Source organism: Pseudomonadota bacterium (assembly GCA_016719885.1).
In the GTDB taxonomy this organism is placed as follows: domain Bacteria; phylum Pseudomonadota; class Gammaproteobacteria.
This window is the reverse complement of the sequence record JADJYF010000022.1, coordinates 44,987-67,587: the sequence shown is the minus strand read 5'-3', so window position 1 is coordinate 67,587 and position 22,601 is coordinate 44,987. Positions and strand designations below refer to the sequence as shown.

Sequence of the window (22,601 nt, the reverse complement as noted above, 5' to 3'; positions counted from 1 at the left end):
GCAGTACGTGGCCGTGCAATCGGGCTGGGGCGTCGACGCGCAGCGCAAGCAGGATTTCCTCGACAAGGCTTTCGGCACCCACACCCAAGTGCCGCAGGGCGGTGTGTTATGGGTGTTCGGCCTGCCCTGAGGCGGGCGTGACGGAGGGCGAACCTTGATTCCATTGAATCGCCATGGGCCCGGCATCCTGCTGCGCAAGTTGAAGCGCTGGTTCGAGCCCGATCTCGATCCGCAGCGCGTCGCGCGGGTGTTCGACGAATTCGATCGCGTGCGCGGCTTCGCCGCCTGGCAGGATCATTGTCGCGCGCGCCTGGCACGCGCGCTGCCTGAAGACCGTGCACAGGCGGCGGTGGTCACGCAGGGCTTCACGACCCTGCCGGTGATGAGCGCGGCGGCCGCCGCCGATCTCCTGGCGGCGGTGAGTCGCGACCAGGACGTCGAGCGCCTGAAACGCGATTCGGCCAAGCTCGAAGGCTACGACCTCGGCGACCCGGCGCTGGTGCGGCGCCTGCTGGAAGCGTCGCTCACCGACGCTGTCGACCGCCAGTGCCTGGCCTTCTTCGGCAGCGAGTACATGGTCTACTGGTACGCCTTGTCGCGCACCTCGCCGAGCCACGAGCCGGCCTCGGTGTCGTTCCGCTGGCATTGCGACAAGGGCCCGCATGCGCATTTGAAACTGCTGGTCTATCTCAACGACTACAGCGAGCACGGCGGCGGCACGTCGTATCTCGATCTGGCCGCCAGCGCGCGCGTGGCGCGCACCGGCTACATGTTCGCGCGCGGCCGTCGGCGCACCGATTCGCTCGCCGAACTGGCGCGCATGAGCGGCGCCGAACTCAGTGCCTACGACCACCATCCGCGGGCCGGCGACGCGGTGCTGTTCCAGCCGGCGCGCGTCCTGCACAGCGGCATCACGCCGAGCCGCGGCCCACGCTACGTGCTGGCGCTGTGCCTGCTGCCGAGCCCGCTGCCATGGCGCGAGGCGCTGGCGCGCGGCGCGCAGATTGACCTGCGCACCGACCCCATTTGGCACGACGACGCCCGCGAGCTCGAAAAGCGGTTGGCGGGCGCGGCCTGATGAATCACACTGCGGGGCCGCCGCGCCGCGCGGCGTGCGCTCGAAATTCCCCATCGGTCGCGGGCAACCGCCGCCGCAAAAAACGAGAAGGAGGTCCACAATGAACCTACGTTTCGGCCTGCTATGGCCTTTCCGCAATCCCAGTTTCAACCGCGTGCCGTGGCAGGACTTGTATCGCAGCCACCTCGACCTGATCGTCGATTCCGAGGCCATGGGCTATGACAACGCGTGGCTGACCGAGCACCATTTCGTCGATGACGGTTATTCGCCGTCGCTGCTGCCGATAGCCGCCGGCATCGCCACCCGCACCTCGCGCATCCGCATCGGCACCTTCCTGATCCTGCTGCCGCTGCATAACCCGGTGCGCGTCGCCGAGGACACCGCGACGGTCGACCTGATGTCCAACGGCCGCTTCGATCTCGGCGTGGGCTTGGGCTATCGCCGCCAGGAATTCGCCGACCAGGGCATTTCGCACACCGAGCGTGGCGCGCGTCTGAATGAAGGCATCGCCCTCATCCAGCGCCTGTTGTCCGACGAGGAAGTGACCTTCGACGGCAAGTTCAGCCACTTGAACAAGATCCGCATCGTGCCGCCGGCCCTGCAGCAGCCCCACCCGCCGATCTGGATCGGCGCCATCGCGCCCAAGGCCATCGAGCGCGCCGCCAAGATGGGCTTCCACTTCCAGGTGGTCGGTCCGCCGGCGCTGGTCGAGCATTACGACAACTGCCTGGTCGCGGCCGGCCGCAATCCGCAGGAATACTCGACCGCGCAGCTGCGCTGGGTGCACGTGGCCAAGAGCCGCGACCAGGCCTGGGAAACCTGCGCGCAGTCGCTGCACTACACCGCCAGCTGCTACGCGAAGTGGTTTGCCGAAGCCAACGACAAGCCCGGCGACGATGCCGCCATCATCGGCATTCCGAGCGTTGATGAAATCATCAAGAAGCAGCAGTTCGACGTGTTCGGCGAACCGGCCATGGTCGGCACGCCGTCCGACGTGCGCGACATGATCGCCGACTACGTCAAGCGCGGTCGCGTCACGCACCTGGTGTGCGGCATGGCGATGTCCGGCCTCGCGCCGCATCTCATCCGCTCCAGCATGGAGATGTTCGCCAAGGACGTCATCCCGGCCTTCCGCAAGTAAGCGCCGCCGCCGTCGGAGCGATCAATCGATCGCTTCGACGGTCTCTCAACCTTCTCCACTTCATCGTTCATCGAGGTTCGGTCGTGAAGCTCTACCGCGATTTCGTCAGCCAGGAAGAGATAGACCAGCAGTACAACATCGAGGCGGCGGTCGGCGACATGCGCCCCTATGTCGAATGGTTCGTCGGCGGCAGCGCCAAGGCGCGCGCCGATCTCGACTGCGTGCTGGACGTGCCCTTCGGCCCGACGCGCGATGAAACCCTGGATATCTTTCCGGCGCGCCGCGCCGATGCGCCGGTGCTGCTGTTCGTGCATGGCGGCTATTGGCGCATCCTGTCCAGCAAGGAATTCTCGCTGGTGGCGCGCGGCCTGGTCGCGCATGACGTGACGGTGGTGGTGTCGAACTACTCGCTGTGCCCGAAGGTGACGCTGGCCGAGATCACGCGCCAGAGCCGCGCGGCGGTGGCCTGGATAGCCAACAACATCGCGCGTTACAACGGCGACCCGCAACGCCTGTACGTGGCCGGCCATTCGGCCGGCGGCCACCAGGTGGGCATGCTGGTCGCGACCGACTGGGCAGGCGACTACGGCTTGCCGGCCGACCTCATCAAGGGCGGCATCCCGATCAGCGGCTTGTTCGACCTGCGCCCCTTCCGTCACTCATGGCTGCAGCCCAAGCTGCAGCTCGACGCCGATCTCATCGAGCGCCAGAGCCCGCTGTTCCATATTCCCACCCACGCCGCGCCACCGCTGCTGGTGACGCTGGGCGGTGACGAATCGAGTGAATTCCATCGCCAGTCCGCCGACTACGTGGCGGCGTGGCGGGCCCGCGGACATGAAGCCGAAGAGTTCGCCCAGCCGGGCAAGAATCACCTGACCGCCATCGGCGGTTTCGAGGACAAGGACAGCGCCTTGTGTCGCGCGGTGGTGGAGTTCATGGCGCGTTAGGTCTCACGGGGGAACACACAGAGCCGGGACACCTCCGACAAAGCTTACAAAGCCGCCTACTTAACTTTACAAAGCCACCGAGGTGAGTTATCAATCGCCTCATGGCCAAGCCTTCCAAATTTACCGATATAGTCCAAACGGTCACTCGTGACGTCGCTGCGCATCCGCGAGACCTAACACGCCACTACGCCGAGCGATTCGGAATCTCCCGGGTAGCGGCGAACAAGTACATTCAGCGGCTTGAAACGGAGGGGTGGATCGCCAGAAGCGGCCCTTCTACCCATCCCGTCTTTTCGCCAGGGTACAAAAGGCGAGTATCACGGCTCTATGCCCTCACTGGTTTGGAAGAGCACATCGCGTGGCAAAACGACTTCCGCCCATACCTCAGCCTCCCAGTGAATCTCGCAAGCATCGCAAGTCACGGCTTCACAGAAATGGTGAACAATGCGATAGACCACTCTGGTGGGAAATCAGTCTTCGCTTGGGTCTCGCAGGACGAAGAGGCCCTAACGATAATCATCTCTGACGACGGGGTCGGGATTTTCGCGAAGATCACCGAAGCCCTCGGATTGCCCGATATGAGACAGGCATTGTTTGAACTGGCTAAAGGAAAGCTTACGACGGATCCAACCAAGCATAGTGGCGAGAGAGTTTTCTTCACGTCGAAAATGTTCGATGGATTTGAAATCGAAGCCAACGGACTTCAGTTCAATCACGATAGCGCTCGCACGCACGATTGGTTAGAGGAAAAGAAGAATCTCTTTGAGAACGGCACCGCCGTGTTTATGTACATTTCGTTGGGAAGCACTCGGACGGTATCTGAAATCTACGATCAGTTCACTCATGCCCCCGACGAATACGACTTCTCCAAGACAATCGTTCCGATGAGATTGGCCAAATATGGAGAAGAGCAGCTAGTCTCAAGATCCCAAGCAAAGCGGCTCATTGCTAGATTCGATCGGTTTCGATCGGTGATTCTCGACTTCTCAGAAGTCCAAGAAATTGGCCAGGCGTTTGCCGACGAGCTATTTCGTGTCTATGCGAACGCGAACCCCTCCATCGAGCTAATTCCGAAGAACATGACCGAACAAGTGGAAAGAATGTGGTTGCGTACTCGCGCTCCACTTCGAAGTGCGAGCACGGGGCGTGAGACCTAACCAGCCGTTGGAGCGGACGACTCTGCGCTACGCGCTCCGGCGCCGCTCAACGGCGCGTAGAGCGTCAGACTGAAGTCTGACCCACGGTCGGAAGTGCAGTTTTTTGTGGGTCAGACTTCAGTCTGACATTGGAATGTGCGAATGAATTCGCACCTACGGAGGCCTGGAATTACCTCGCGCTGTCAGGCTTCCACTTCCAACTGGTCGACCGTCAGCCCCGCGCGTATCGCTTCGGCGGTGACGCGGAACTGTTGCGGCTGCACGGTCTGGCGAAAATCGCACAGCGACAGGAAGTGCGTCGAGTACCACATCGCCTTCATTTCGGCGGCGGACGCCGCGTCCGCGCCGAACAAGCCCTCGTTGGCGCCGAACACGCGGTGCTTGAGTCCGAGACTCTTGGCCGCCATGTCATTGGCGACGATGGCGCGCGCCGCGCCCACGCTCACCAGTTCCACCCGCGCACCGTTGCAAGTGGCGGCATTCAAGGACAGGTAACGTTTGAGCTTGTCCTGCCAATAGGGATCTTTGAAACGCGCGAAGGGATCGAACACCATCAGGCGCACGCCCATCTTCGGATCGATGTGGCGCATCCACACGCCCGGCAACTGGCAATTGGGCGGCAAGTGGCTGAAGTGGCGCACCATGGTCGCATCGTCGCTGGCGCCCGGCTCGCAGCCGAAACGCGCCACCATGAAGCTCTCTTCGGGATGGGCGCGGGCATAGGAAAGGAAGCTCGCGATGTGCGGACCGAGCGCGCCGAAACTCAGCATCTCGCCGTCGCTATTGCGATAAGGGATGGCGTAGGCATTGCCGCTGGCACCGACGCCGACATCGGTGTCGGCGCCGAACAGGCGTGCCGCCACCGCCGCCGATCCTTGCGAGAAATCGCCGCTCATGTCGGCGCCGAACACGTAAGTCGGCTCGGTGGCCTGGGTCTGCAAGGGAATCTTGGCGGCGGGCGTGGCCATGGCGGCATCCTGTGAACGGAACACAGGGTGTAGCGGCCGTCGCCCGCCAATACTTTGGGGCCGGGCGGGCGATTTTGCGACGGGGTGCGCGGCTTGGGTTGGAACGTTCGCCACGACTGCGATCCAGGTCGCAATCGTGGCACCTCTGTGGGTCAGGCTTCAGCCTGACATTCCCCGTCGATGAATGGCGCTCCCGGACGCTTTCGCAATCAGATCGATGTCAGACTGAAGTCTGACCCACAAAGGAGCGCTGGCACGGTCACGGTCGCACAGGCAGGGCCACCACCCCCGTGCCCAGGATCGAATCCTCGTCGTCCTGGTTGGCGGCGCGCTGGGCGATTTCGACGCAGTGGCGGCCGGCATCGTCGACGAACTTGCGCGTCACCTCGCCGTTGAACATCAAGACGTCGCCTTCGGGATTGTGACGGCGGATCTTGCTCATTGATGCCACCAGGAAGCCGTCGTCTCCCATCCAGTTGGTGAGGTGATGGGTCAGCCACGAGCAGCGCTCGGGGCCGTAGTCGTAGGCGCCCGGCGCGCCGACCTTGAGCGCGAACTCCGGTTCCCAGTGCACGCGCTCGGGGCAATCGGGGATGTTGAAGCGATTGGCGATACCGAGCCCGGGGTGGGCGTGGATCATGCGCCACGCCAGCTTGTTGGCGCGGATGTAGAGGCCGCCCCAGCCCTGCGCGTAGGCGATGAAGCCGGTCACCGTCATCGGTCCCTTGGCGAGGGTCGGCAGACGCTCGCCGACTTCGACATCCTGCCAGTAACGCTTCGTCGCACCGCGCACTTCCTCGCGCGCGTAGGTGCGATAGACCTCGGCCAGTTCCTCATCGCTCCAGCGCTTGTCGGGGCGCGCCTTGACCTCGGTGTACTTGGTGCCCTGCTCGCGCGCGGTGTCGCGCTCGGTGCGGAAGCACCAGCTGTCGACCTCGGCCAGCCTGTCGCCGTCCTGGTTGAAGAAATCGACATGGTAAATCTGCTGCACGGCACGGCCGGCGAAACGGGTTTCGTGGATCACGAGATCTTTCAAATACGATTCGGTCGAGACCGCGTCGTTGCGCCGCGTCGGCTTGTGCCAGGTCCAGTTGGCGCCGGCCCACATCGCGTGGATGCCCGGCAGGCCGCCGACATAGCCGGAGGCGATGCGCGAACAGGCGAACAGGAACGACGGACAGGCGATGATGCCGCCGTGGGCAGTGGTGCGGGCGTACTCCGGGTCACACCACAGCGGGTTGTCATCGCCGATGCCGTGCGCGTAGTGACGGATGTTGTCGCGCGTCGCCTCGAAGCACCACGGCTCCGGCTCCTGCGCGATGCGTACGTTGATGCGGCGCTTGAGATCGTCGAGGCCCTGGTCGGTGATGCGCGGAAATTCCTCGCGCGCCTGCTTTGTACTCATGGGAAATACGCTCCTCAGGATTTTTCCTGCACACGTGCGCGCAGCACGTTGCGATTGACCTTGCCGGCCGGGGTCTTGGGCAGTTCGCTGACGAACTCCACCTGGCGCGGATACTCGTGACGACTCAGGCGCTGTTGCGCGAACTGTTGAATCTCGGTGATGAAGGCGTCCGACGCCGCGCGCGGCGACACCACGTAGGCCTTCACCACCTGGCCACGGGTGGCATCGGGCACGCCGATGGCGGCGCACTCGGCGACGTCCGGATGCTTGAGCAGGGTGTCTTCGATCTCGACCGCGCTCATGGTCCAGCCGGCCGAGATGATGACGTCGTCGGCGCGGCCGTTGTGATAGAAGTAACCGTCTTCGTCGATATGACCGAGATCCTTGGTCGGAAACCAGCCGTCGCCCCGGCGCAGCATGATCTCGCCGATCGCGCCCGGCGCGCAGGGCTGGCCGGCGCGATCGAGAACGGCCACTTCCACGCCCGGCACCGCCTTGCCGAGCGCGCCCGGCTTGACCGGCAAGTCGTCGGCGCCGGGATAGTTGGCGATGATCACGCCGACTTCCGTGGTGCCATAGATGCTGCACACCGGCGAGCCGAAGGTCTGTTCGGCCCACGCGGCGGTGGCGCTGTCTATCGGCTCGCCGGTGAAGGTCAGTTTCTTCAACGCGTAGCGATGACGCGCGGCGGCGCCGCTGTTCTTCATCAGGCGATAGTGGGTGGCGGCCGCCGACAGGTTGGTGATGCGGTAATCGGCGATGGCCTCGAGCAGCCGTTCGGCGTCGAACTTGCCGGCATAGGCCGCGATGCTGACGCCGAGGCCGAGTGGCGCGAGCGTGCCATGCCACAGGCCATGGCCCCAGGCCGGCGACGACGGACACATGTAGCGATCGCCGGGCCGCACGCCGGTCGCGTAGAGCGCGGCGATGGCCACCGTGACGATGGCGCGGTGACGGTGCTTGACCGCTTCGGGCAGTTCGCGCGTGGTGCCGGAGGTGTACTGGTAGAGCGCCATGTCATCGGCGCGACTCGCGATCGGGGCGCGCACCGGCAGGCGCGCGACATGGGCCAGCCACGCGTCGTCGGCCATCACCACCTCGGCGCCGGCCTCGGCCGCGAGATCCTGCTTGTCCGGCGCCAGCAGCAGCAGCGCGGGATTGCAGTCGGCCATGCGCAGGCGCAGTCCTTCCGGCCCGAACAGCGTGAACAGCGGCACCGCCACCGCGCCCATCTTCATGGCGCCGAACAAGGCCGCGTAGAACGCCAGCGACGGTTCCAGCATCATCGCCACGCGCTCGCCGGGCTTGACGCCGCGCGCCACGAAGTAGCTCGCCACGCGCCCGCTCAAGGCCGCGAGTTCAGTGAAAGTGATGACCTCGTCACGACCGTCGGCATGGGCCACGCGAACGGCCACGTCGCCCTCGATACCTTGACCGGCATGACGATCGACGCACTCGTGGGCGATGTTGAGCGCGTCCTTGTCGCCGTCGAACAGTTCCCACAGCGCCTGCTTGGAATAATGGCGGTGGGCGTCCGCGTAGCGGGTGTAGTCGGTCAATCGGGTCACGCGGCAGGCCTCGGTGCGTCGTGCAATCGCTGGTGGGAAGTCGGCTCTCGGCGACTCGTCGTCGCGCTGACCGGCGCGCTGACAGGCAGCGAGGGTCAGGCGCGATCATGGCCTACCGCCGCCCCGCCGCGCTACACGCTATGGTGGGGCGCGGCCATGGTTTATCCTGCGCGTCGACGCGACGGGCCGGCGGCGCCAACATGACGCACACCGTCGCGGGCCGCCGCTCCACACCGCCCTGACCCGTCTCATGAAGTCATCCACGCGTACGCAACGGCCTCAACGACCACCCCGCGCCTGGCCGTGGCGCGCACTGCTACTGCTGCTCGCCTTGGCCGCGGCGCGGCCGGCCGTCGCCATCGACGTCTCGCAGCTCGCCGTCATCATCAACATGAACGACCCGGTCAGCTACGCGATCGGTGAGTACTACGTGGTGCGCCGTCACCTGCCGCTCTCCAACATCATCAAGATCCGTTTCGAGCCGGGCTCGACCACCATGTCGGAGGGCGAATTCAAGACTCTGAAGGCGCAAGTCGAACGACAGACCGCCTCCAGCGTGCAGGCCTACGCCCTGACCTGGGCCGCGCCCTACCGCGTCGAGTGCATGTCGATCACCGCAGCCTTCGCCTTCGGCTTCAATCGCGCCTACTGCGCGAGCGGCTGCAAGCCGACCGAGTTGAGTCCGATGTTCAATGCCACGAGTCGCGAGCCTTACACCGAGTTCGGCATGCGCCCGACCATGAGCATTGCCGCGCGCGATTTCGAGGACGCGGTGGCGTTGATCGACAGAGGCGTGCGCGCCGATGGCAGCCTGCCCACGGGACGCGCCTACCTGATGTCGACCAGCGACAAGGCGCGCAACGTGCGCGCAATGGACTACCCGGCGGTCAAGCATGTGCTGGGCAAGCGGGTCGCGGTCAGCATCCTGCGCCAGGACGTGCTGTACGGCGCGCGCGACGTGCTGTTCTATTTCACCGGCCGCGCCAAGGTCGCCGGTCTCGAGACGCTCGGCTTCAAACCGGGCGCGGTGGCCGATCACCTGACGTCATTCGGCGGCATGCTGACCGACAGCAGCCAGATGTCGGCGCTGCGCTGGTTGGAAGCCGGCGCCACCGGCAGCTATGGCACGGTACAGGAGCCGTGCAACTTTCCGCAGAAATTTCCCGATCCCGTGATCCTGGTAGACGGTTACCTGCGCGGTGAAACCCTCATCGAGGCCTACTGGAAGAGTGTCGCCATGCCCGGCCAGGGCATATTCATCGGCGAGCCGCTGGCGGCGCCGTTCCGTCCCAATCCCGCCGACGACTGACGCCGGCGTGGCGCCTGGACTATTGCCGCCGCGCCGACCACTATGGATGGACAAGGGTCGCGGCGCGACGCGCGGCGGCGCCATTCAAAAGACGCAAGGGGAGACGAGACCGATGAGCTTCAAGAAGTGCTCGATACTGGTATCCGCGGGCATCAGCGCCCTGCTGCTCGTGGCTGGCACGGCGCGCGCCGAAGACGGCATGGAGTCCATGAAATACGCTGTCGGCTGCAAGGCCGAAGGCGCCGAGGGCGCCAAGTGCCTGGATGCGCGCCGCGAGCTCGTGAAATATTCCATGCACTGCAAAGCCGAAGGAGATGATGGCAAGCACTGCATGCAGGCGCGCGAGGTGGTAAAGGCGCACAAACTTGCCGAGCAACCCGGCATCGCCAGTCCCGCCCCCGCCGCCAAGGCCGCGCCCGCGGCCGCCGCGGCCAAGGCCGCCGGCAAGGACGATCTCGATATCGCCTACGCGATGCACTGCAAGGCCGAAGGCGAGGAAGCCAAGCGCTGCATGGGCATGCGCGACAAGCTCGGCAAGTACGCCGGCCAGTGCAAGGAGGAAGGCGCCGATGGCGAGCGCTGCCAGACCGCGCACAAGGCGATGACGATGATGAAAGGGAAATAGCCCTCCGGCGTCTGCTGGTGGTGCGATTTAAATCGCTCGCGTGTCGCGGCGCACATGCCGCGACACGCGAGCGAATTCGTACCTACGATTTCAGCGAGCGATATACCGCGGTCTCGAATTCCACGAAGCCGGGGTAGGACCCGATGTCCTGGAACGGCAGGATCTGGGTGCCCCACATGCCGCCCACGCCGTTCTTGCGGTCTATCCAGTAGTAGGTGTTGGCCAGCCCCGCCCACGATAGCGCGCCGGCCGGTCGGCCGGTGGGCGCGTCTTCTTCCAGCACCTGGAAGGTATAGGACCAGCTCTTGCGCAGCCCCGGGAAGAAATCGCCGCTGTTGGCATAGAAGGGATTGGAGCTGGTCCACGCGCCGCTCGTCAGTGAGCCGAGACCATTGCTCGCCATCTTCGCGACGGTCTCGGCCTTCAGCACGCGGCCCTCGGCGCCGGCGCCATCGTTCAACACCATGCGGATGAATTTCATGTATTCGCCGATGGTGGCGTAGAGGCCGGCGCCGCCCATGTCCATGTCGGGCGGCTGCGGCAGCACGATCTCGGGATGGGCGGTGAGCTGACCGTCGGCCACCCGTTGATGCAGGCTGGCGAGGCGCGCACGCATGGACGGCGTCATGTTGAAAGCGATGTCCTGCATGCCCAGCGGCGCGAATACCCGTTCGCGCAACACTTCACCGAGGCGCTTGCCGCGCAACACTTCGACGATGCGTCCCAGCCAGTCGATGTTGTTGCCATAGGTCCAGCGTTCGCCGGGATCGTGCAGCAGCACGTCCTGGATGGACGCGAAGGTACAGCCCAACACCGAGGGGATATTGCGCGCGGTGCGATAGCGCAACAGGTCGGCGCTGAAGAAGTCGTAACAGAAGCCAGCGGTGTGCAGCATCAGGTGATCGATGGTGATCGGCGTGCGCGCTTTGCGCAGGCGCGCTTCACCATTGGCATCGAAACCGTCCAGCACCTGGATGGCGTCGATCTCCGGCACGTACTTGCCGGCCGGGTCGTCGAGCTTGAGCTTGCCCTCTTCGACCAGCTGCATGACCGCCACGCCGGTCAGCGCCTTGGTGCAGGAGGCAAGGAACATCACGGTATCGGTGGTCATGGCCTGCGGCTTGCCGAGCTCGCGCACGCCGGCCGCCCCCTCGTAGATGTTGCCCTTGCGATCGGTGGCCATCGCCACCACGCCCGGCGCGCCGCCGGCGCGACTGACGGTCTCGATCAGGATGACGTTGGCGGCATCGGTGAGTGACTGGCCCATGGAGATCTCCCGCGGTTGGTGATGGGCCATGATAATGCAGGGCCGCGCCGACTACTCGACGAAACGCGGCTGGTAGACCGGCACCGGTACGATGGCGTCGTAGTGCGCGGCCAACTCGGCGACGCTCCAAGGCGTGGCCTTGAAGCTTTCGTTGATCTCGGTCGGGTGAGTCCACAGCGCGGTCTTGCGGCCATTGAAGGTGAAGCACTGGCCGTTGAACCTGGCGGCGTGCTCGCTGGCCAGCCACACCATGCCCTGTGCCACTTCCACCGGCGTGCCGAAACCGAGCGCGGCCGGGCTCGGCGCCTGCTTGCCCGTGGCGCTGGCATCCTTGGCGGCGCGCTCGAACACCACCTGCGTCATGTCGGTTTCGGCTATCGGCCAGAACGCGTTGCAGCGGATGCCGTAGCGCGCCAGCTCCAGCACCCAGGTGTGCAACAGGCCCATCATGCCGGCCTTGGCGGCGGCGTAATTGCTCTGCCCGAAGCCGCCCGACAGGCCCGAGTTCGACACCACGTTGATGATGTGACCGCCGCCCTGCTCGCGCATGGCGATGGCGGCCTGGCGCGAGCACAGGAAGGTGCCGCGCAGGTGCACGGCGATGACCTCGTCGAAATCCTCGTCGCTCATCTTGAACAGCGTGCGGTCGCGCACCTGGCCGGCATTATTGATGAGCACGTCGATGCCGCCGTAGGCGTCGACACAGGCCTGGATGAGTTGGCTGCACACCGCCGCCTGTGCCACCGAGCCGCGCACCGCCGTGACCGTGCCGCCGGCCTCGCGTATCGCGCTCTCGGTCGCCGCCAGCGCCTCGGCCTGGGTGCCGTTGATGACGACGCGCGCGCCGGCCTTGGCCATTTCCAGGGCGAAGCCCCGGCCGAGGCCGCGCGACGAGCCGGTGATGACGATGCGTTTGCCTGCGAGTGTGCTCATGGCTTTGTTCTCTACTGTGGGTGCGAATTCATTCGCACATTGGATGGTTCCGCGTGCGAATGAATTCGCATCTACAGGGCGCGGGGCTCGGTAAGGAAATCCTCGAGCTTGGCCACGCGCGACATCTCGAAGAACTCGGCATTGCGATACGGTGAATTGACCACGATGCGACCGCGCGAATTGCGGTAATAGGTGGTCATGCCCGGATGGGTCCACACCATGTCTTCGTGCAGGCGATCGATGTCGGCATTGTAGGCGTCGTGCACTTCCGGACGGATCTCCAGCGCGCCGAACCCACCTTCGAGCATTTTCTTCAGCGCGTCCATGATGAAGCGCATCTGCATTTCGATCATGAAGATGAGGCTGCCGCCGTGGCCGGCCTGCAGGTTGGGCCCGTACAGGCAGAAGAAATTCGGGAAGTCCGGCATCACGGCGCCGAGATAGGCGCGCGCGTCATCGTCGCCCCACGCTTCGCGCAAGCTACGCCCGCTGCGACCGCGCACTTCGAACGCGGTCATGAAACGCAGCACGTCGAAGCCGGTTGCGATCACCAGCACGTCGGCTGGGAACTCGTTGCCATCGGCGGTGACCACGCCACCCTCGCGAACTTCGGTGATGGGAGTGTCGACCAGCGTGACCTTGGGGTTGCGCAGCATGCGGTACCAGCCATTGTCCATCAGCATGCGCTTGCCGAACGGCGGATACTTGGGCAGCACCTTGTCCAGCAGGTCCTCGCGATCGCCGAGTTCGGCTTTGACGTACTGGGTGAAATAGGCGCGGTGTCCATCGTTGGCCTGGTTGAGCGCGCGCTCGGGATGCGGCCAGGCCGGGTCCTTGTGCAGGGCGTTGAAGATCTGATCGCCATAGGTCCAGCCGAGACGCAAGCGGTACCACGCGCGGTACAGCGGCACTTCCTTCAACAGCATGCGCAGCGGCGCGGGGATGGCCTTGCCGAACTGCGCATTGGGCGCCACCCAGTGCGGCGAGCGTTGAAAGATGGTGAGCGAGCCGACCTGGTCCTGGATGGCGGGCGCGGTCTGCATGCAGCTTGCGCCGTTGCCGATGATGGCGACGCGCTTGCCATGCAAGTCGACATCGTCACGCCATTCGGCGGTGTGAAAGCACGGCCCCTGGAAGCGCTCGAGGCCGGCGATGTCGGGCCACTTGGCGGGGTTGAAGATGCCGACCGCGCTCACCACCACGTTGGCCTCGCGCAGCGTGGCGCCGCCGCCCGCCTCGCGCACCGCGAGGCGCCAGCGCTGCGATCCCGCGTCGTACGCGGCGGATGAGACCTCGGTGTTGAAACGGATGTGGCGGCGCAGGTCGAACTGGTCGGCGACGTGTTCCAGGTATTCCTTCAGTTCGCCGCGCAGGGCGAAATACTTGCTCCAGTCATAGGGTGCGAAGGTGAAGGAATAAAGATGGTTGGGCGTGTCGACGCCGGCGCCCGGGTAGCGGTTGTCGCGCCACACGCCGCCGAGTTCGGCGTTCTTCTCCAGGATCTCGAAGGCAATGCCAGCGCGCTGGAAATGGATGGCCGCGCACAGGCCCGACACGCCCGCGCCGATGATGACGGCAACGAAACCGGCGGGCGCCGCGAGACGTTCGTGCTGATCGTGCCGCGCCAGCGGCAGCTCGGCGCAGATGATGCCGTCATAGTCCGCTGGGACGTCCTCGGCGACCGCCACGCTCATCATGCGCCGGCGCAGCGCCGCATCGGGCTCGGCAATCGCAAGCGGCCGTCCCGCGTGCCACGCCAGGATCGCGTCCAGTGCCGCGCGCCGCACCATGGCCTGCTCGGCCTCGCCGAGACCGCCGCTGTCGTGATCGGTGACGCCGCGGCCGCGGCTGGGGCGGAACGGCGGTTCCAGCCAATGCAATTCGCCGGTCATCTGCACCAGCATCATGAGCAGGCTGGGTATGTTGGCCAGCGCCACGGCGTCGGCAAAGGCCGCGGCCCGCGCGTCGGAATGGGTGTCGGTCATGGTGTCGGTCTCGCCAAGGGATGGGCATCTTAAACGCGCGCCCGGTGTGGCTGTCAGTTCCACTATCGATAGCGTCAGGCGCGCCCACGCAACGCGATGCCCTCGTTACAATGCGGCCACGCGGTGGCGCCGATGGCGCGCCGTCCAACATCAGGGGAGACGTGCTATGACTCTATCCGGCCAATTCTCACCGCCGCCGCGCCAGACCGTGGTCTACGGCAAACCCGTTGCCACCGCGCTGCCCGCCGCGCTCGAATCGTTCGGCGCCAAGCGCGTGGTGATGGTCACCACCAACAGCCTGTCGGCGCCCGGCAAGCTCGGCGCGACGGTGGCGGCGGCGCTCGGCGCACGCTGCATGGAAATCGTCACCGGCATCGGCGCGCATTCGCCGCGCGGCGACGTGTTGCGCATCATGGCGGCGCTGCGCAAGCACGATGCCGACGCGGTGGTGGGCTTCGGCGGCGGCTCGGTGTGCGACGCGGTCAAGGTCGCGGCCTTCGGCCTCGCCAACCAGGTCGAACGCGCGGAACAATTCGACGCGCTGCGCGCGCCGTCCGATGCCACCGGGCCCACGCTGCCCTACATCATGATTCCGACCACGCTGTCGGCCGGCGAATTCACGCACTTTGCCGGCGTCACCGACGAGCGCGGGCCGCGCAAGGAACTGTACATCCAGCCCGACCTCGCGCCGGACCTCGTGATCCTCGACCCGGCCCTGACCCTGGCGACGCCGCCGCGCCTGTGGTTTTCCACCGGCATACGCGCGGTCGATCATGCCGTCGAGTCGTGGTGCTCGATCAATGTCACGCCGCCGATCGAGGCGACCTCCCTGCATGCCTTGAGGCTGTTGACCGCCGGCCTGCGCGGCAGCCTTGCCAATCCAGACGATCTCGACATGCGCCTGCAATGCCAGCTCGGCTCATGGTTGTCGGTGCAAGGCGTGTCGACCGGCGTCGATCTCGGCGCGAGCCACGGCATCGGCCACGTGCTGGGCGGCACCGCCGGCATGCCCCACGGCGAAACCTCGTGCGTGATGATGCCCCATGTATTGCGCTACAACATCGAACAGACGCGCGAACGTCAGCGCCTGCTGGCCGAAGCGATGGGCGCGCCCGGCACGCCGGCCGCCGACATCGTGCAGAAGCTGGTGGCCGATCTCGGACTGCCGGGGCGTTTGCGCGATGCCAACGTGCCGCGCGAACTGCTGCCCAAGATTGCCGAGGAGTCCATGCACGACCTGTGGGTGAAAACCAATCCGCGCCCGATCAGCGGGCCGCCGGTGGTGCTGGAGTTGCTGGAAGCGGCCTGGTAGGCGCGCACTACTTGCACGGATAGGCGCGGCCGAGGATGTCCTTGACCGCTGCCTTGGCGCCCTCATGCGCGGCATCGGGCCGCGCGCGCAGCGCCGCCGCGGCGCGCGCGGCGATGGTCGTCACCGGTTCCCCGGCCGGCGCGCACCACGCGGCCTCGGGCGTGGCGCCCGGCCCGCACACGGGGCACGGCGCGACGTACCAGTTGCAGGCCTCGGCATCGAGACCCACGTAGTTCTGCGCCAGCGCGCGCGCGCAGGTCTCGGCAAGTTCGAGGGCTGTGATCTCGGCGTACGCCGCAGGTCCGAACGAGACGGTCACGGCGAGCAGGATGCCCCGTAGGTGCGAATTCATTCGCACATTCATGTTTCTCTCCGTGCCTTCAAGACTATGTGCGAATGAATTCGCACCTACACGAGTTGCCACTGCAAGAGCGCAAACGGCGGCTCGGCCTCGGCGTGCTGCTCGAACACGCCTTCCACCTCCGCGCCTATCGCGACCGCCTGCCGCGGGTCGCCCAGCAGGTTGCCGACCATGCGCACGTTGTCGGCATGCGGGATCTCGATCAGCGCGATGAGGTAGGGCCCCTGCGTCCGCAGCGCCGGATGCACTGGATGCCATACACGTTGATAGCTGTAGATGCGCCCTTCCGGCGGCACTTCGATGTAGGCGAGATCGAAATTCTGACAGCGGTGGCAGATCCATTCCGGCCCCCATTGGAAGCGATGACAGGCGCGGCAGCGTTGCAGCAGCAAGCGTTCCTGGCGCAGGCCGTCCCAGAACGGTCGATCGAGTTCGGTGGCCAGCGGTATCGGCAAGCCGTCGGCGAGGTAAGGCGCGCTCATATCGTCGCCTCGCTGCCGAAGATGCAGCTGCTGACAGGCGTCACCATCGGGCCGGAGGCGACCATCGACACTTCCACGCGCGGCACTTGCGCGGTCGAGGTGCCGCGCACCTGGCGCACCGCTTCGATGTTGAGTCCCAAGCCATGCATGTAGCACTCGGCGAGATTGCCGCCGCTGGTGTTGAGCGGCAGGTCGCCATCGGGCGCCGTGAGGTTGTCGAGAGTGAAATAGTCATTGCACTCGGCGGGCGTGCAGAAACCGTGCTCGACGATGCTCATCAAGACGCCGCCACTGAAGTTCTCGTAGCACTGCAGGACGTCGACGTCGCTCGGGCCCATGCCGGCCATCGCGTACAGGCGTGGCGCCACGGTCTTGAACGAGGCGCTGGCGTAGTCCGGCGTATTGTGCACGCCGGCGCCGGCGCGATATTGGCTGCCCGCCACCGCCGCCAGCACGTAACAGGGCTCGTGCTTGAAATCCTTGGCGCGCTCGGCGCTGACCAGGATCATGGCCGCCGCGCCGTCGTTCTCGAGGCAGCAGTCGTAGAGATGAAACGGTTCGGTGATCCAGCGCGAAGCGTCGTAGCGCGCTTCGTCCAGCGGCCGGCCGTACATCACCGCGCGCGGATTGGACTGCGCATGGTGATAGCTTGCCAGCGCAATGGCGCGCAAGGCCTCCTGGCGTACGCCATGTTCGTGCATGAAACGCATGACCTTCATGGCGAACATCTGCGCCGGTGACATCAAGCCATAGGGCACGGTATGCGCGGCGTTGCCGCTGACGCCGTTGGCCTGGGGACCGAGCCCGAAACGCCAGTGCTGGCCCTGCGCGAGCGCACGAAACACCACCACGCACTCGGCCGAACCGCAGGCGATGGCCATGGCCGCGTTGCCTATCGCCGCCGAGCCACCGCCGCCGCCACCACCCCACTGCATGTTGGCGTAGCGCAGCTCGCGACAGCCGAGCGCGGCAGCGAGTTGGGAAGGATCGCTGCGGTCGTTGCTGAACGACGCAAAGCCATCGATGTCGCGCGGCGCGATGCCGGCATCCTCGCAGGCCTTGACGACAGCTTCGAGCGCCAGCTTGAACTCCGCGTGGGGAGACTCACCGCGCTTGTAGTAGGTCGTCTCGCCGATGCCGATGACGGCGCTGCGTCCCCGCAGCGTGCGTTGACTCATGCTCAAGCCACGGCGGCGACATCGGCAAAATTGCGGTAGCGCGCCGGTATGTCGAACTTGAAGATGCGTGCCGCGTTCAGCCCCAGCACCTTGGCGCGCTCGCCGTCATCGAGCTTGCCCATGGTGCGTTCGATGGCGGCGGCGGAGTGCGGCCAGGTGCCTTCATGGTGGGGGAAATCATTCGCCCACAGGAAGTTGTCGGACAAGCCGTAGTCGCGCATGAGGTCCAGCCCCGGCGCGTCCTCGCCAAAGCTCGCGAAGGCATTGGCGCGGAAGTATTCACTGGGCAGGGCCTTCAGTTTCGGCCGCACCCACATGTGATGCTTGTGATAGGCCTCGTCCATGGCCGTCATCATCCACGGCACCCAGCCGATGCCGGCCTCGATGCTGCCGAAACTGAGCTTGGGAAAACGCTCGACCACGCCCGACGCGCACAGGTTGACCAAGGGCTCCATGGTCGGCGACAGCGAGTGGACGGCGTAGTTGATCACCGCGCCGCCGTTGCCGCGCGCGGTGCGCGGGTCACGGCCGGTGGAAACATGGAAAGTGATGGGCAGGTCGGCGTCGCAGACCGCCGCCCACAGCGGGTCGAACAGCGGCAGGTTGTAGTTGACGGCCTCGTGATCGGGCGGCCCCCACACCGGTTTGCACGGCAGTGACAAACCGCGAAAGCCGCGCTTGGCGGCGCGCTGCACCTCGGCGATGGCGCCATCGATGTCGGCCGACGCGATGCAGGCCATGGGCGCCATGCGGTCGTTGTAGGCGGCGAAGGTTTCCCACGCCCAGTCGTTGTAGGCGCGGCACATGGCCTGGCTGAATTCGACATCGGGCGTGGCCCAGATGGTGAGGCCCTTGTTGGGGAACAGGATCTCGCAGTCGACGCCGTCGCGGTCGAGCGCGGCAAGGCGTTCCTCGGGCGTCTTGCCCGATTCACTGCGCTCCAGGTCCTCGCCTTCGAGCGTGAAGCTGCCGATGCGGATCGGGCGGAAGCCCTCGGTCTTCTGCAGCTTGGAGCCATCGCCCCCCAGCACGATGCCGGGCAGACGCTCCTGGAATTTCTTGTCCATGCGCGCCGACAGGAAGTCGTTTGGTTCCTGCACATGGCAATCGGCCGAGACCATGAAGTACTTGTTGGCGGCCGTGGGCTGCGGCGAGCGCGGCCAGTCGCTGCCCGGCGTGTGCTGGCGCCACAGGTTGTTGGGATCGGTCGCGGCCATGTGTCTCCCCTCGCAAGGCAATGGAATGAGCAATGACCCATGGTACGACGGGAGCGCGCCGCATGGCAGCCGGTCGCGGCGAGCGCGGCACGCGCGGCGAGGACTACACGCACGTGTGTCGGCAGCTCACACTATGGTATTCGCGTTGCAGGAACCCGGTCGCGTGTCCGCCACCTTTGAAATGATCCTCGAGTTGCTCGGCCGCGGCGGCGTCAGGCCCACCGTGCACGAACACGCCGCGGTGCGCACCATCGACGAAGCGCACGCGCTCGCGCCGCACCTCGTCGAAAACCTGGCCAAGACCATTGCCTTCGAGATCGAGCCCGGGCCACGCGTGGTGCTGGCCGCGGTGGCCCATGATGCGCAGGTCGACTACAAGGCCCTGAGCGCGCTGTTGGGCTGCAATCGGCGCGCCCTGCGCCTGCTGCCCGCGCCGCGCGTCGAGGCCGAGCTGGGTTTCGAAGTAGGCGGCCTCGGGCCGTTCGCGATCCGGCCGGACATCGAGGTCGTCATCGATACCGCGCTGCTCGCGCAGAGCTGGATGCGCTGCGGCGCCGGCTTGCGCACCCGCACCCTGCAACTCGCGGTGGCGAACGCGGTGCGTGCGAGCCAGGCGCGCGTGGCCACGATAGCGCGGCGCGCGCCGGCCTCCGAGAAAGGTTAGCCAGGCTTCGCGCCGTCGTCCGGTGGCGGCGTACGCGGCGGCGTGTCGTTGCTGCGCGGACGCAAATTGAAGGTGCCGAATTCCAGCGGTGCGACCGGCGGCTTGGCAGCCGTGGGTGGCGCCGAAGCGGACGCGCGCCAGGCATCGGCCTCGCCGCCCGCCCGGGCGTGTTCCGATGGCGGCGGCGTCGCGGCAGGCGTGGCCGGCGCGCGCGGTGGCATGGGCACCGCCCATGCCACCAGCATGAACACCGCGCCGGCGGCGATCAGGGCGAGAATGTTGCCAAGGTCGCCCAGCGAACCGAAGTCCAGCAGCACCAGCTTGCCGGCGGCCACCGCCATGAGGCCGGTGCCGGCGGTCCACGCACCGCGCTTGCCGGCGCGACTGCTCCACCACGCCAGCGCGGCGCCCAGCACCGCCCACACCAGCGACAGCACCGCCGGCAGACGCATGGCCGTGACGTCCAGCACGTTCATGACCCGCGTCGGCGAGAACTCGGGCGTCAGCAAACGCAGCAACTGCGCCTGCAACACCAGCGCGCCGACCACCAGCGTGGTAAGGGCGCGCCGATCTTCGCCGGGCAGGTCGCGTTGCAACCAGCACAAGGTCGCCAGCAGCGCGAGGCCCGACCACTCGTAGGCCACCGGCCAGGCGCCGCGCGCGATGTAACACAGCGTCAGCGCGCCGAGCAGGTAGGCGCCGAACCAGAACATGGCCGGCAGCGCCTGGCGGCTCCAGCGCTGGTCCAGCCACGGCAGGCGCTGCGCGTACAGCACCATTGCCAGCGCCGCGAACGACGTCACGCACAGCAGCCGGAAGCCCGCGCCGTCGTCCACCAGCGGATGAAAGCCGATGTTCCAACTTGCGGCCAGCAGCGGCATGGCGAACAACAGGTTCATGGCGGTGCCGTCCTGCGCGTGCGAGCCGCCCGCGAAGCGCCGCGCCCCGTAGCCGAGCACCGCGGCGTCGACCACGATCAGCACCACGCCCAGCCACGGCATGTGGCTGGCGGTATTGGCCGCCGCCCACGACGCCGACAACCACAGCACCACCGTTGCGCCGCCGGCCACGCGCGACGCACCGGCGTAGCGTTCGCTGTACCACGCCGCCGTGACGATCAGCGCGGCCGCCAGCACGTGCACGAACTCGGCGGTGATGCGCAGGTGCCAGCGCAGCAGTTCGATGATGACGCTTTCGCAAAACAGCACGCCGGCAATCACGTACAGCAACTGGCCGTAGCTCGGCGCATTGCGGCTGCGCAACCACGCGCACCAGGCGATGATGGCGACCGCCACCATGCGTTGGCCGAACCAGCCGTTGAACATGATGGCGCCGTCACCGTGATGGAACATCGACTGCACGACGTACAGCGCCGCCAGCAGCGTCACCATGAAGCTCGCGAAATTCTCCACCGCCTCGGTGAGCGGCATGCGCACCGCCATGGTCAGCAACACCGCCATCATGAACAGCGCCACCAGCGTGCCCGGCACTTCGTCGAACCACGCGAGCAGCGCCGCCGCCGCCAGCAGCAGCGCCACGATGCCATGACGCGTCGCCTCGCGACGGTTGCTCCACACCACCGCACCGGCCACTGTCCACAACAGGGCAAGCCCCAGGGTGCCCATCGCCGCCTCGGGCGAGACATGCGGCGCGACGCAGTAGGTGAGCAGCACCGCCACCAGCGGCAACGCGACGAAATAACCCTGGTCGAGGCGCGCCAGCCACTGCGCTTCGTGCGGCGCGCCGCCGAAGATGGCGCGCCGACGTTCGATGATCGGCATGGCGATGTGCAAGGCCACCAGCAGGTAGATGAGCGGCTGCATGACCGTGTAATGCTCGGGCCGGTAATACTGATCGGACCAGCCGAAGAACACAGCGCCGGCGAGAGTGAACAGGAAACTGAGATGGATGAGCATGCGCCAGCCGCGCGCCAGCACCATCAGCAATACCAACACGCTCAACACGAAGTAATAACCGCCCACCACCAGCGGCCCGGGATCGTTGATGCCGAAGGCCGGCGCGGCATAGGCGCCCAGCATGCCGAGCACCGCCATCGAGGGCGCCTCGGCCGACAGCGCGAATACCGCCACCGCCACCGAGACCAGCACCAGCAGCGTGAGTCCGGCAATGTTGTCGAGATAGCCGAACAGGGCGAAAGCGCTGTAGGCGGTCAGGTAGGCGATGCCGGCAGCCGCGCCGGCCAGCGCCAGGTGCAGGCCACGACGCTCGGCGTGTCCGTGCAGGCGTGACGAGAGATAACCGAACAGCGCCGCCATCAGCACGCCGGCCGCAAGCTTGGCGTCCGGCGGCACGTCGGTGTGGATGAGCAGGTAGCGCAACAAGGCGCCGATACCCAGCACCATCAGCGCGGCGCCGACCTTGGCCGGCCAGTTGTCGGACGTGAGCCACTGCCACAGGCCGCGCTGCGAGTCGCGCAGGCGCGCCGCGCCATCCTCGGTCTCGTAGGCCAGCACGCCTATGAACAGCACCACGATGCCGCAGATGAATGCCAGTCCCGTCATTGCCCTGTGCTCCTTTGCTGTCGCGCGGCGCGGCGGCCGCCGCGCTCACACGTTTTCGTCGATGTAGTCGATCACGCTTTGCAGCGTGTGCCTGAGATAGTCCGCGTCGATCTGGAAAAACACTTCGCGCCCGCATTTCTCCGCGACCAGGATGCCGGCCTGCTCCAGCATGCGCACGTGATGGGTGACGGCGGTACGCGACAAGGGCGCAACGGCAGCGATCTGCGTGATGGTGAGGCGCTCGTGCCGGTCGAAAGTCAGCAGGATGCGTTGCCGATGGCTGTCGCCGAGCGCCATGAAAACATCGGCGGTGCGCAGCCAGGCCTTGGGCAGGGCACGCATGTAGTTTTTCTTCATGACTACATTTCTAGTTATTTAGTCAAAATAGATCAAGCTGTATTCCCGTAGGTGCGAATTCATTCGCACATTGCAGCGCCTGGCCAGGCCGCCTCGGTGCGGCTCCAGTGTGCGAATGAATTCGC

General features: G+C 66.0%; 20 protein-coding genes. 8 read left to right on the top strand and 12 right to left on the bottom strand.

All coding sequences use genetic code 11. From position 1 onward, the window contains the following. Positions 1–154 precede the first annotated feature (154 nt). From IPM80_20465 to IPM80_20450, 4 genes are all read left to right on the top strand, one after another. Positions 155–1,078 (top strand): 2OG-Fe(II) oxygenase, encoded by a 924-nt coding sequence (locus IPM80_20465; GenBank protein ID MBK8960728.1) that lies wholly within the window; start codon positions 155–157, stop codon positions 1,076–1,078. A gap of 100 nt (positions 1,079–1,178) precedes the next feature. Then, positions 1,179–2,219 carry an LLM class flavin-dependent oxidoreductase gene (locus tag IPM80_20460; GenBank protein ID MBK8960727.1) on the top strand — a complete coding sequence of 347 codons (1,041 nt, stop codon included), beginning with the start codon at positions 1,179–1,181 and terminating at the stop codon, positions 2,217–2,219. A gap of 158 nt (positions 2,220–2,377) precedes the next feature. Beyond that, positions 2,378–3,166: an alpha/beta hydrolase gene (locus tag IPM80_20455; protein MBK8960726.1), complete on the top strand. Its 789-nt coding sequence runs from the start codon at positions 2,378–2,380 to the stop codon at positions 3,164–3,166. A gap of 101 nt (positions 3,167–3,267) precedes the next feature. After that, the gene (locus tag IPM80_20450; protein MBK8960725.1) at positions 3,268–4,323 is read left to right on the top strand and encodes a DUF4325 domain-containing protein; all 1,056 of its coding nucleotides are present in this window, start codon (positions 3,268–3,270) and stop codon (positions 4,321–4,323) included. 182 nt (positions 4,324–4,505) lie between these two features. Here IPM80_20450 and IPM80_20445 read toward each other — a convergent pair whose 3' ends face one another. The 3 genes from IPM80_20445 to IPM80_20435 all read right to left on the bottom strand — a co-directional run bounded on the left by IPM80_20445 (position 4,506) and on the right by IPM80_20435 (position 8,264). After that, on the bottom strand, positions 4,506–5,291 hold the full coding sequence (locus IPM80_20445) for a hypothetical protein (protein MBK8960724.1): 786 nt from the start codon (positions 5,289–5,291) through the stop codon (positions 4,506–4,508). Positions 5,292–5,550: 259 nt separating this feature from the next. After that, positions 5,551–6,696, bottom strand: coding sequence for a MaoC family dehydratase N-terminal domain-containing protein (locus tag IPM80_20440; protein ID MBK8960723.1), 1,146 nt, complete (start codon positions 6,694–6,696; stop codon positions 5,551–5,553). 14 nt (positions 6,697–6,710) lie between these two features. Continuing rightward, the gene (locus tag IPM80_20435; GenBank protein MBK8960722.1) at positions 6,711–8,264 is read right to left on the bottom strand and encodes an AMP-binding protein; all 1,554 of its coding nucleotides are present in this window, start codon (positions 8,262–8,264) and stop codon (positions 6,711–6,713) included. 250 nt (positions 8,265–8,514) lie between these two features. On the opposite strand from IPM80_20435, the gene IPM80_20430 reads away from it, so the two are divergent. Next, positions 8,515–9,573 carry a TIGR03790 family protein gene (locus IPM80_20430; GenBank protein ID MBK8960721.1) on the top strand — a complete coding sequence of 353 codons (1,059 nt, stop codon included), beginning with the start codon at positions 8,515–8,517 and terminating at the stop codon, positions 9,571–9,573. A 112-nt stretch (positions 9,574–9,685) separates the two neighbouring features. Beyond that, entirely contained in the window at positions 9,686–10,198 is a 513-nt protein-coding gene (locus IPM80_20425; protein ID MBK8960720.1) for a hypothetical protein, read from the top strand. Between the two features lie 82 nt (positions 10,199–10,280). Here IPM80_20425 and IPM80_20420 read toward each other — a convergent pair whose 3' ends face one another. The 3 genes from IPM80_20420 to IPM80_20410 all read right to left on the bottom strand — a co-directional run bounded on the left by IPM80_20420 (position 10,281) and on the right by IPM80_20410 (position 14,383). Then, positions 10,281–11,465 (bottom strand): beta-lactamase family protein, encoded by a 1,185-nt coding sequence (locus IPM80_20420; protein ID MBK8960719.1) that lies wholly within the window; start codon positions 11,463–11,465, stop codon positions 10,281–10,283. Between the two features lie 51 nt (positions 11,466–11,516). Beyond that, entirely contained in the window at positions 11,517–12,398 is an 882-nt protein-coding gene (locus tag IPM80_20415) for an SDR family NAD(P)-dependent oxidoreductase (GenBank protein ID MBK8960718.1), read from the bottom strand. A gap of 71 nt (positions 12,399–12,469) precedes the next feature. Further along, the gene (locus IPM80_20410; protein MBK8960717.1) at positions 12,470–14,383 is read right to left on the bottom strand and encodes an NAD(P)/FAD-dependent oxidoreductase; all 1,914 of its coding nucleotides are present in this window, start codon (positions 14,381–14,383) and stop codon (positions 12,470–12,472) included. 166 nt (positions 14,384–14,549) lie between these two features. Here IPM80_20410 and IPM80_20405 point away from each other — a divergent pair, with 166 nt between their 5' ends. Continuing rightward, entirely contained in the window at positions 14,550–15,695 is a 1,146-nt protein-coding gene (locus tag IPM80_20405; protein MBK8960716.1) for an iron-containing alcohol dehydrogenase, read from the top strand. 7 nt (positions 15,696–15,702) lie between these two features. Here IPM80_20405 and IPM80_20400 read toward each other — a convergent pair whose 3' ends face one another. Genes IPM80_20400 through IPM80_20385 form a run of 4 tightly spaced genes read right to left on the bottom strand, consistent with a single transcriptional unit; the run spans position 15,703 to position 18,933 of the window. Next, positions 15,703–16,047: a hypothetical protein gene (locus tag IPM80_20400; protein MBK8960715.1), complete on the bottom strand. Its 345-nt coding sequence runs from the start codon at positions 16,045–16,047 to the stop codon at positions 15,703–15,705. Positions 16,048–16,103: 56 nt separating this feature from the next. Continuing rightward, positions 16,104–16,538 carry an OB-fold domain-containing protein gene (locus IPM80_20395; GenBank protein ID MBK8960714.1) on the bottom strand — a complete coding sequence of 145 codons (435 nt, stop codon included), beginning with the start codon at positions 16,536–16,538 and terminating at the stop codon, positions 16,104–16,106. After that, positions 16,535–17,716 (bottom strand): acetyl-CoA acetyltransferase, encoded by a 1,182-nt coding sequence (locus IPM80_20390; GenBank protein ID MBK8960713.1) that lies wholly within the window; start codon positions 17,714–17,716, stop codon positions 16,535–16,537. Before IPM80_20390 ends, IPM80_20395 begins: the two co-directional genes overlap by 4 nt. Positions 17,717–17,718: 2 nt before the next feature. Further along, entirely contained in the window at positions 17,719–18,933 is a 1,215-nt protein-coding gene (locus IPM80_20385; protein ID MBK8960712.1) for an amidohydrolase, read from the bottom strand. A gap of 163 nt (positions 18,934–19,096) precedes the next feature. On the opposite strand from IPM80_20385, the gene IPM80_20380 reads away from it, so the two are divergent. Continuing rightward, positions 19,097–19,597 carry a YbaK/EbsC family protein gene (locus IPM80_20380; protein MBK8960711.1) on the top strand — a complete coding sequence of 167 codons (501 nt, stop codon included), beginning with the start codon at positions 19,097–19,099 and terminating at the stop codon, positions 19,595–19,597. On the opposite strand, the gene IPM80_20375 is transcribed toward IPM80_20380, so the two are convergent. Together IPM80_20375 and IPM80_20370 are read right to left on the bottom strand one after the other, a co-directional pair. Beyond that, on the bottom strand, positions 19,594–22,119 hold the full coding sequence (locus IPM80_20375; GenBank protein ID MBK8960710.1) for a DUF2339 domain-containing protein: 2,526 nt from the start codon (positions 22,117–22,119) through the stop codon (positions 19,594–19,596). The genes IPM80_20380 and IPM80_20375 overlap by 4 nt on opposite strands. Before the next feature lie 45 nt (positions 22,120–22,164). After that, positions 22,165–22,476: a winged helix-turn-helix transcriptional regulator gene (locus tag IPM80_20370; protein MBK8960709.1), complete on the bottom strand. Its 312-nt coding sequence runs from the start codon at positions 22,474–22,476 to the stop codon at positions 22,165–22,167. Positions 22,477–22,601 lie beyond the last annotated feature (125 nt).